This is a genomic window from Novosphingobium resinovorum (genome assembly GCF_001742225.1).
In the GTDB taxonomy this organism is placed as follows: domain Bacteria; phylum Pseudomonadota; class Alphaproteobacteria; order Sphingomonadales; family Sphingomonadaceae; genus Novosphingobium; species Novosphingobium resinovorum_A.
The window spans coordinates 3,720,683-3,730,447 of sequence record NZ_CP017075.1 but is presented as its reverse complement, the minus strand read 5'-3'; the positions used below and the strand labels follow the sequence as shown (position 1 = coordinate 3,730,447).

The following is a 9,765-nucleotide window of genomic DNA, read 5'->3' as shown; positions in this document are numbered from 1 at the left end:
AACGGCACCGTCCAAAAGAAAGCGGGCGGAAACGCTTACGCACTCCGCCCGTAGGTTAGAGGGCCGGGTGTGAGGGTTCCCGGCCCGCCAGGTGTTCGATCAGATCGTCAGCTGGCCAGCGGCAGCGGGCGCAGGATGGCATCGGGACCGGTGATCCGGTCACGCTGGCCACCCTGGCGGCGGCGGCTGATCCATTCGGACAGCGTCTCCGCCGTGGTATGGTCCATCGCCTTGACCAAGCCGAGGTCGAGGTGGACCGGACGGTTGGCCGGCTGCTTCTCCAGCACCGCATTCAGGCGGGTGAGCCCGACGAAGGTGGCCGCACCGTTCAGTTCCACGCGGGTCGCCTCACCCTCGTCATGCTCCGCGACCTTGAGCCGCAGGTGCTTGTAGTGCGGCAGCAGTTCGACGACCGAGAGCGCCAGGCCGACGAGCACGCCGGTCAGCAGGTCGGTGGTGACAACCAGCACGAAGGTCGCGGCCCAGATCGCTGCGGGCAGCGGACCATGCGCCTTGAACAGGTGCGTGACGTGCTTGAGGCTGACGAGCTTCCAGCCGGTGACGACCAGCACGCCGCCGAGCGCGGCCATCGGTACTTCGCGCAGCAGCCAGGGCAGCAGCGCGACGAAACCGAGGATCCACACGCCATGGAAGATCGTCGAAAGGCGGGTCTTTGCACCTGCCTGCACGTTCGCCGAGGAGCGCACGATCACGCCCGTCATCGGCAATGCGCCGAAGACGCCGCACAGGAAGTTGCCGATGCCCTGCGCGCGCAGTTCCTTGTCGTAGTGGGTACGCACGCCGTCATGCATGCGATCGACGGCAGCGGCAGAGAGCAGCGTTTCGGCGCTGGCGATGAAGGCGATGGCGACGGCTGCGACGAGCAGCGCGGGCTGGCTCAGCGGCGCGAACCAGGCGGCGCTGGTCGGCAGGCTGAAAGCCGAGGCGATCGAGGCAGGCACCTCGATGCGGGCGACGTCCAGGCCCATGCCCCAGGCAACCGCCGTGGCGGAAACCACGCCGAGCAGCGCGCCGGGAACCAGACCCATCGACTTGGGACGCAGCTTTTCCCACGCGAGCATGACGGTGATCGTAAGCACGCCGATCAGCAGCGCCATTTCGGTTGCAGCCGCATTGGTGAAGTCGAGGCCAAAGACGCGCGCGGGCATCGCCGCGAGGTTCTGGAGGCCACTCGACAGCGGTTTCGCGTCGAACAGGATGTGGAACTGGCCGATGACGATCAGCGCGCCGATACCCGCCAGCATCCCGTGAACGACAGCCGGGCTGATCGCGCGGAACAGCCCGCCGAGCCTGAGCGCACCGGCAATCAGCTGGAGCACGCCTGCCAGAAGCAGCACGGGACCAAGCGCCTCGAGTCCGTTCTCGCGAACGAACTCGAAGACGATGACCGCAAGGCCGGCCGCCGGGCCGCTGACCTGCAGCGGCGAACCCGCCAGCAGGCCGACGACCACGCCGCCGATGATGCCGGTGACGAGGCCCCTTTCAGGCGGCACGCCCGAAGCGATGGCGATGCCCATGCACAGCGGCATGGCGACCAGGAACACGACGATCGACGCCGTGAAATCGCGGCCGAAGTGGGAGAAGAGGCCTTGGCGGCCGTCTCCCACGCCAGAGGAAACCGAGGTCATTCTGCCGCTTCTGCGTATTCGGTGGCAAAACGGCTGCGGGCGGCGAGAGCAACCGGCAGGTCACGGTCTTCGCGCAGCGGCACGAACTCGCCGGTGTCGCCGTTTAGGCCAAGGACCTGACCGGCGTGAATGTCGACCATCCAGCCATGCAGCGTTATCTCGCCGCGCGCGATGCCCGCGGCAACGGCCGGATGCGTGCGCAAGTGGCTGATCTGGGCGATGATGTTCTCCAGCGTGATCGCGCGGACGCGGTCCTTGCCCTGAAGGTCGGAATGGCAGGCGCTGACGATGTTCTCGGCCGCGGCGCCGTGCTTGAGCCAGGCGGCGACGTTCGGCATCGCCTCGAGGCCGGTGGGATCGGACAGCGCCTTCATCGCGCCGCAGTCCGAGTGGCCGCAGACGATGATGTCGCGCACGCCGAGCGCCATGACCGCATATTCGACGGTCGAGGTGACGCCGCCGTTGAGCGTCGCGTAAGGCGGCACGATGTTTCCGGCGTTGCGGCAGACGAACAGGTCGCCGGGCTCGGCCTGCATGATCTGCTCGGGCACGATGCGCGAATCGGCGCACGAGATCATCAGCGCCTTGGGCGACTGGCCGTGCGTGGTCAGCTTGCCGAACAGCTCGCTGCTGGCGGGGAAGAGGGTCTTCTCGAAGTTGAAGACGCGACCGATCAGTTCGTTCACTGGAACACCTTTCTTTTATCCACTGCCGTCAGCGCACGCACTGCGGCTCACTGTGGAAAGCTAGGTGCCGCGCTTGTCGCTGAGCGTGCGCGAACGTTACGAAAGTTTGCTGCGATGCAGCGTGTGTGAACTCCGGGTCAGTCCGTACCCATGGGCAGGCGGATGGTCGCCCGCAGTCCGCCTTCGGGCCGGTTGCGCAAGTCCAGCGTGCCGTTTTCCGTGCGCACGGCCTTGCGCACGATCGGCAGGCCGAGGCCCATTCCGGCGGTGTCCCGCGCCCGCGCCGTGTCGAGGCGGACGAAAGGCTGGAGCGCGTCGGTGATGCGATCGTCGGGGATGCCGGGCCCGTCATCGTCGACGGTGATCTCCACCGCTCCTCCGTCCCGGCGCACGCTGACGCGAACATTGCCGCCGTAATGCAGCGCGTTTTCGATGAGGTTCGACAAGGCGCGGCGGATCGGGACGGGGCGCACTTTGACTTCGAGGCTGGACACGCCGGAATAGGTCGCGTCGGCGCCATGATCGGCAGCGGTATCGACCAGTGTTTCGGCCATGACGGCGATGTCGATGCGCTCCGCCGGGATCGAGCGGCCGTCGCTGTCGACATAAGCCTGGATCGAATCGAGCAGCATGCGCATCTCGTCGATGTCGTGGTTCAGGCCGTCGCGCACTTCGGGATCGACGCTCTCGTCGTCGAGCCGCAGCCTCATGCGCGCGAGCGGGGTCTTGAGATCATGTCCGATCGCCAGCATCGTCTGGGTGCGGTCCACCAGCGACTGGTGGATGCGTTCCTGCATCTCGTTCAGCGCGCGGATAAGTTCGCGCAGCTCGTCCGGTCCGCGTTCGGGCACCGGACGCGGCGGACCGGAGCCGAGATGGCGGGTCGCGCCGATCAGGGTGCGCAGGGGCTTGAGCGTGGTGCGCACCAGCACCCAGGCAAGCGCGAAGAGCAGCAGCGTGGGCAGCACCAGCCCGGCGATCCGGCCCAGCGTCAGCTTCCACGCCGACTTCGCATGCGTATGGAACTTCACGAGGCTGTTGTCGGAGAGCCGAATCGAACCGCCGATGTTCCCCTTGCCAGGCAGCTCCTCGAGGTGAAGCTCGAGATCGGCCATGGCGAGTTCGGGTTGGAGATCGACGACCTGCGCGCGCAGGTTGGTCAGCCCTAGGCTACCGCGGCGGCGGGTGCCGGGTGCGAACCAGTGCAGCTGGAAGCGGTCGGTACTGAGGACGTGGGCGATCTGGTCGCGCTCGCCCGCCTCGGCATGTTCCATCGTCCGGCGCGCGAGGACGAGGTTCTCGGCGATGCGCTCGGCATCGTCGCGCCGCAGCATGAAGGAATCGACACGCTCGAACAGGAAGGAGTTCGCCACGAAGTCGATAATGACGACGACCAGCAGCACCGCGAGCAGCCGCTCGGGCAGGCCCATCCGCCTGAACAGGGCGACGAACCTGCCTGCCATCAGGTGCGGATCACTTCCGCCTTGAACATGTAGCCAACACCGCGAACGGTGACGATCGGGGATTCGGAGCCCTCGGCCTGCAGCTTGCGGCGCAGGCGGCTGACGAGCACGTCGATCGAGCGATCCGAACTGTCGCCGATGCGCGAGCGCGAAAGCTCCATCAGGCGTTCACGCCCGAGCACTCGCTGCGGGTATCCCAGGAAGGTGGAAAGCAGGTCGAACTCGGCGCCGGTCAGATCGACGATCGCACCGCTGGGCGAGCGCAGTTCGCGCCGCGCCATCGAGACTTCCCAGCCGTCGAACCGGATCGCATCGGCGGATCGCATCTCGGGCACCGGCTCGCTGGTCGAATCGAGACCGCCGCCGCGCCGCAGGACGGCGCTGACGCGCGCAGCCAGTTCGCGGGTGCTGAAAGGCTTGGCGAGGTAATCGTCGGCGCCCAGTTCAAGGCCGAGCACGCGGTCTTCCTCGCTGCCGCGCGCACTGACGAAGATGATCGGCACGTCGCTTTCGCGGCGCAGGCGGCGGAACAGGTCGAAGCCGCTGGTGCCCGGCAGCATGATGTCGAGCACGACCAGGCTGACCGTCGCCTCGCGCAGGGTCACCCACATCTCCGCGCCGGTGGCGGCGGTGAGCACGTTGAAACCGCTCTGGCGCAACGCTCGCGCGGTCAGGGTGCGCAACGCGCCATCGTCCTCGACGAGCAGAATGGTGGAAGGGGTTGTCATAGTCTCGTGCGGGTGTCTGTAGCGGGGGGCGACCGTCATCGTGCTGGTTGTCTCTGCTGTCTATAGGCAACCGGCGCGGTCAGGCAAACCGCGCCGGTCGGAAATTGTCCTGCCACCCTCTTTCGCGCAGCAAATCTGCACAAAAGGCCAAGGCGGCGGATGCGTCAGTCCTTGGTCACGGCCGCATCGGCGACTGCCAGAATCGGACGCTCTGCCTGCTCGGCCTGGACGACGGCGTGACGGCAGGCGCGGCCCTTGGACGGGTCAGGATGGCAGACGGTCGGAGCCGAAGCCTTGCCCTGCGCGCGCGCCACGATGGTCGGATGGCCCTTCGAGGCGGCGACGCTGTCACCGGCATAGGCAGTAGCGAGCGATGCCGAAGCGGGCGTGGAAAGTGAAACAAGGGCAAGAAGAGCGGCGGAAATCATTGGTATTCTCCAATCTGGCAATGCAATGACGCCAGATTGAGGAGCCCGCGTGTCACGTTTCGGGCGGACGCGTGACGAAACATGTCTGGAACCGCTTCATCTGCAGCCCCGCATCGCCCCATGTACCGCTACGCATACAATTGCATACAATCGTGAATGGATTCTGCCAGATCCGCTTCGATCCGGTTCAGGAGCCGGGGCTTATACCAAACTTCACACGGGGACAACGGCTTCCTTGATCCGCCACCCCGAACAAGGAGTTGAAGCCATGACCATTTTCAAGAAGACCGCGCTGGCCGTCGGCCTCGCCGCCACCGCTCTTGCCACCACGACGCCGGCGATGGCGCGCGACTGGCACCGGGGCGGCGACAACACCGCCGCCGTCGCCATCGGCGCGGGCATTCTGGGCCTTGCCGTCGGCGCCATCGCCGCCTCGTCCAGCCGCGACCACGACCGTTACGACAATGCCCGCTACGACGACCGCTACTACGGTTCGAGCTGGTCCTATCGCGACGGCTACTACTGGAATGGCGACGGCAACCGCTACTCGCGCGGCGACTACGATCGCTACAACCGCGATCACCGCGACGATCAGCGCCGCGGCTACTACGGCGACCGGGGTGACTGGCGCCGCGGTTACTGATCGATCGAATACCAGCGAAGCCGGGTGACGCCCCTTTCGGCCCCTCCCCGACTTCGCGAGACGCCCGGCCCCTCCTCCTCGGCCGGGCGTCTTCGCATGTGCCGTTAGAGCGAGATCGACTTTAACCGTATTATTGTCATTCCCGCGAAGGCGGGAACCCATCTCCTGACGGCGCCTGCTGCATGAGCGTCAGATGGGTTCCCGCCTTCGCGGGGATCACGAACGGTGTTTTAGCCGAACACGATCACGCCCTGGCGCACGGCTCGCCGCACGCCCGATACACCTCGCGACAAATTCACTTCCGGTTCAGTCCATCCGGCCCATGTTTCCAGCGTGCCCACCGCTACCGCCGTTACCCGGTCGGCCCGGAAAGGGAGACGTCACGTCATGAGTATAAATTTGAAATCCTTCGGGAAAAAACTCGCGCTGGGGGCCGCACTCGCCGCCTCGGTGCTGGTGACCACATCGCCAGCCCAGGCGCGAGACCGCTACTACGGGCGCGGTGACGACACTGCCGCCATTGCCATCGGTGCGGGCGTGATCGGCCTTGCCCTCGGCGCCGCGATCGCCGACCGCGGTGATCGCAATTACTACGATCGCGGCTACTGGGGCTCGCGCCGCTACGTCACCGTGCGCGACCGTCCCGGGTATTATTATTACTACGACGGCTACCCCAACCGCTATTATCGCGATCGCTACTACGACCGGGACTATTCGCCGTGGTATCGTGATCGTTGGCGCGACGGCGGCAATCGCTGGGACCGTGGCCGCGACTGGCGCCGGGACAGGCAATACGATCGTCGGGATCGCTGGGACCGTCGTGACGATCGCCGCTGGGATCGCCGTGACGGACGCTGGGATCGCCGCGATGACCGCAGAGACGACCGGCGAGACGACCGCCGCTGGCGCGACCGCGATTATCGTCGCTGAAGCATAGCTGCGATGCTTTCCGCGGACGGCTGCCCGATCGATGGCAGACCGTTCGCGGCCTCCCTCGCCCCCAATGCATACGGCCATGAAATCCATCGGGGAGCGCCTCATCATGCACCCTCGCCAAGTGCGGCCGGGGCGGCTATGGGGCGCTCCATCATGGACACCGCAGATCTGCGCATCGCCCTGTTCTCGGGCAACTACAACTACGTCCGCGACGGCGCCAACCAAGCGCTCAATCGTCTCGTCGGCTACCTCCTGCGCCAGGGCGCGCAAGTTCGCGTCTACGCGCCGACCGTGGCCGAGCCCGCGTTCGAGCCGACCGGCGATCTTATCAGCGTGCGTTCCTTCGCGATTCCCGGACGTCCGGAATACCGCGTTCCGTTCTCGATCTCGGGCAAGGCCCGCCGCGACCTCGCGAAGTTCGCGCCGAATGTGGTGCACGTCTCTTCGCCCGACCCGGTCGGCCACCAGGCGGTGACCTGGGCACGCAACCGGACCATTCCGGTGCTGTCCTCGGTCCATACCCGGTTCGAAACCTACCTGCGCTACTACAACATGGCCTGGGGCGAGCCGGTGGTCGAGGCGATCCTGCGCCGCTTCTATCGCCGCTGCAACGCCCTTGTCGCGCCTTCGGAAAGCATGGCGCAGCTCCTGCGCGAGCAGCGCATGAACTACGATGTCTCGATCTGGTCGCGCGGCGTCGATCACGAGATATTCAACCCCGGCCGCCGCGACCTCGAATGGCGCCGCAGCCACGGCATCGCCGACCATGAAGTCGCCATCGGCTTCCTCGGCCGTCTGGTGATGGAAAAGGGGCTAGACGTGTTCTCGGACACGCTCGACGAACTGCGCCGCAAGGGCATCGCCCACAAGGTTCTGGTGATCGGCCAGGGGCCTGCCCGCGAATGGTTCGAGGAACGTCTTCCCGGCGCTGCCTTCGTCGGCTTCCAGGGCGGCGCCGAGCTCGGCCGCGCGGTCGCCTCGATGGACGTGCTGTTCAACCCCTCGGTCACCGAGACTTTCGGCAACGTCACGCTCGAGGCGATGGCCTGCGGGCTGCCCGTCGTCGCAGCGGCCGCCACCGGCAGCCAGAGCCTCGTCGACGACCGCGTCTCGGGCCGCCTGATCCCGCCCGGCGCCGTGCACCAGTTCGCCGAAGCGCTGAAAGGCTATATCGAAGATACCGAACTGCGGCGCGCCCATGGCGCCGCCGGCGTCGCGCGTGCCGGCGAGTTCAGCTGGGACCGCATAAACCAGGCCGTCGCCGATACCTACGTGCGCCTGATCCGCCAGAAGGCGCGCGCCTGAGCACATAGCAACAAGACGCGGCGGTGGTGGCTACCCGCCGCGCCTTGCGCTTCTCCCCTTCCCTCGGCTCTGCGCGAAGGCCCAGCCGACCTTCGCGCGCGTTCTCCCTGCGTCTTCTCTTTTTATACCGTCATGCGACCTTGCGCTGCAGACGGACCAGCGCGCGGTCGATCTCGGCCCGGGCACCATCCCCGATCTCACCGGTGACCACCCGGTAGACGATCCGCCCTTTCTCCAGCGAATAGGCCACCGTCGCCATGCCGTCGTTGAAACTGGCAAGGTAGAGCGCGGGCTTGCGCTGGAGCAGGGCGAGATCGTCCGCTCGGGGAACCAGGCTGTCGCGCATGTAGTACGCACCGGTCATCGCATCCGCCTCGACGGACACTTCGGCAGCGTGACCGGTTCCGGTCATCGCCATTGCTGACGGGAAAGCCATTGCCGACAGGGCAAACCCTACCTGCAATGCTGTCAGGAATCGCTTCATGACAACTATCCTCTTCCGGTGCGGCACCGTCGTCGCGGGCCGTCATCTCACAAGCCGAGAGGTACCATGCGCACCCACCGCGACAAAGCGAACAATCCTCAAGAAGCTTAGGATTTCTGCGCTTTTTGCGGTGCGCAACGATTGGTGTACCGCATGGTATCACGGGCATCAGCCCCGCTTTCGGCGGGATGTGAGGGCGCCGCGCCCCCTGCCCGGTGCCAAGGCGTAAAAGGCTCTTCCAGGAAGCATCGCCCGGGCGTAGCCTCGTGCTGCAACGCGAGGCTCGCCAAACCCGCTGCGGCATCGTCACGCGGCAGACTTTCGGAACCTGTACAGAGCCCCGGCGTTGCAGCCAGCGCCACTTCGGCCCGCCAGCAGTAGCATCAGCACCAGGGGAACCTCGACATGACCACCAATACCGCTTCCGCCCGTTATGTCGGTCTCGGCAAGGACGGCAAGGGCTCGATCACCACGCGCTCGGGCGTGTTGTCAGACCAGCCCTACGGCTTTGGCACCCGCTTCGAAGGCCAGCCCGGCACCAACCCCGAGGAACTGATCGCCGCCGCGCACGCCGCCTGCTTCACCATGGCGACCAGCTTCGCGCTCGCCCGCGCAGGGCACGCCGAAGGCACCCTCGACACCCAGTGCACGGTCACGCTCGACAAGGACGGCGACGGCTTCTCCGTCACCAAGTCGGCCCTGACTCTCACCGCGTCCATACCCGGCATCACGCCCGAGGACTTCGCCAGCATCGCCGACGAAGCCAAGGCCGGCTGCCCGATCTCCAAGCTCCTGAACTGCGAGATCACGCTCGAAAAGTCGCTCGGCGACTAATTGCTGCCCGTGCGCGGGCTGCGGTCGGTCCAGCCGCAGCCCTGCCGCGTTTCCTCGCCGATCTGCAAGGTGATGGTAAAGGGATAGCGCGTGTCCGACATGCCGTCGCTGCAGACCGACGGCGTGACCGCCAGCGTCGCCGCACCGCCCGACAGCTTTCCGCTGAACGAAACCCCGCCGCGACCGGCGAAGCGGGTGACCGGCACTGTTTCGCCTTCGGCATTATCCGGGGTTGTATACGTCAGGCGCGAGGACGCGACCTGCCCGCCCCAGAACGGCTCCGTACCGACGAAGTGCACGGTCTCCGTGACGGCGATGCCGTTCCACGGCCGATGATCGGCAGGATCACCGGGCAACCCGTCCGAAGCGGAATGACATGCTGCAACTGCGAAAATGGCCAGCAGTGCGCTCGCCCGGTACGGTCTGATGCTCGACATGAGTTGCACGGTACGCCTCTCCCGGCCGGCGGGCAAACTTTCGCATGCGATTCGACAGGCCGCCGGTGTGATTCGGCTGATTCCCTGACCCGACGATGATGAATTTGCGGTCATGCTTGTTTTTTCTTCGCGCCTGGCAACGCCGATTTGCTTAAAAATCAGGCACATTGTC

The 9,765-nt window shown here is 66.1% G+C and carries 11 protein-coding genes; 4 read left to right on the top strand and 7 right to left on the bottom strand.

The genetic code is table 11. From position 1 onward, the window contains the following. Window positions 1-107 precede the first annotated feature (107 nt). From BES08_RS17480 to BES08_RS17460, 5 genes are all read right to left on the bottom strand, one after another. Window positions 108-1,649, bottom strand: coding sequence for a SulP family inorganic anion transporter (locus BES08_RS17480; protein WP_008832139.1), 1,542 nt, complete (start codon window positions 1,647-1,649; stop codon window positions 108-110). Continuing rightward, window positions 1,646-2,335: a carbonic anhydrase gene (locus tag BES08_RS17475; protein WP_008832140.1), complete on the bottom strand. Its 690-nt coding sequence runs from the start codon at window positions 2,333-2,335 to the stop codon at window positions 1,646-1,648. The genes BES08_RS17480 and BES08_RS17475 overlap by 4 nt, the downstream gene beginning before the upstream one ends. A gap of 137 nt (window positions 2,336-2,472) precedes the next feature. Continuing rightward, entirely contained in the window at window positions 2,473-3,798 is a 1,326-nt protein-coding gene (locus BES08_RS17470; protein ID WP_069709059.1) for an ATP-binding protein, read from the bottom strand. Further along, a complete protein-coding gene (locus BES08_RS17465; protein WP_069709058.1) occupies window positions 3,798-4,526 on the bottom strand; it encodes a response regulator transcription factor in 729 nt (242 codons plus the stop codon). The genes BES08_RS17470 and BES08_RS17465 overlap by 1 nt, the downstream gene beginning before the upstream one ends. 164 nt (window positions 4,527-4,690) lie before the next feature. Next, the gene (locus tag BES08_RS17460; protein WP_036529526.1) at window positions 4,691-4,954 is read right to left on the bottom strand and encodes a hypothetical protein; all 264 of its coding nucleotides are present in this window, start codon (window positions 4,952-4,954) and stop codon (window positions 4,691-4,693) included. Between the two features lie 268 nt (window positions 4,955-5,222). Here BES08_RS17460 and BES08_RS17455 point away from each other — a divergent pair, with 268 nt between their 5' ends. The 3 genes from BES08_RS17455 to BES08_RS17445 all read left to right on the top strand — a co-directional run bounded on the left by BES08_RS17455 (window position 5,223) and on the right by BES08_RS17445 (window position 7,838). Next, the gene (locus BES08_RS17455) at window positions 5,223-5,597 is read left to right on the top strand and encodes a hypothetical protein (protein ID WP_008832144.1); all 375 of its coding nucleotides are present in this window, start codon (window positions 5,223-5,225) and stop codon (window positions 5,595-5,597) included. Window positions 5,598-5,984: 387 nt separating this feature from the next. Further along, entirely contained in the window at window positions 5,985-6,527 is a 543-nt protein-coding gene (locus BES08_RS17450; protein WP_008832145.1) for a hypothetical protein, read from the top strand. Between the two features lie 159 nt (window positions 6,528-6,686). Further along, window positions 6,687-7,838 carry a glycosyltransferase family 4 protein gene (locus BES08_RS17445; protein WP_069709328.1) on the top strand — a complete coding sequence of 384 codons (1,152 nt, stop codon included), beginning with the start codon at window positions 6,687-6,689 and terminating at the stop codon, window positions 7,836-7,838. 130 nt (window positions 7,839-7,968) lie between these two features. On the opposite strand, the gene BES08_RS17440 is transcribed toward BES08_RS17445, so the two are convergent. After that, window positions 7,969-8,322, bottom strand: coding sequence for a hypothetical protein (locus tag BES08_RS17440; protein WP_069709057.1), 354 nt, complete (start codon window positions 8,320-8,322; stop codon window positions 7,969-7,971). Between the two features lie 405 nt (window positions 8,323-8,727). On the opposite strand from BES08_RS17440, the gene BES08_RS17435 reads away from it, so the two are divergent. Beyond that, complete coding sequence (locus BES08_RS17435; RefSeq protein WP_008832148.1) at window positions 8,728-9,156, top strand: OsmC family protein; 429 nt, start codon at window positions 8,728-8,730, stop codon at window positions 9,154-9,156. Here the strand turns inward: BES08_RS17435 and BES08_RS17430 are convergent. Continuing rightward, window positions 9,153-9,593 carry a COG3650 family protein gene (locus BES08_RS17430; RefSeq protein ID WP_008832149.1) on the bottom strand — a complete coding sequence of 147 codons (441 nt, stop codon included), beginning with the start codon at window positions 9,591-9,593 and terminating at the stop codon, window positions 9,153-9,155. The genes BES08_RS17435 and BES08_RS17430 overlap by 4 nt on opposite strands. Window positions 9,594-9,765 lie beyond the last annotated feature (172 nt).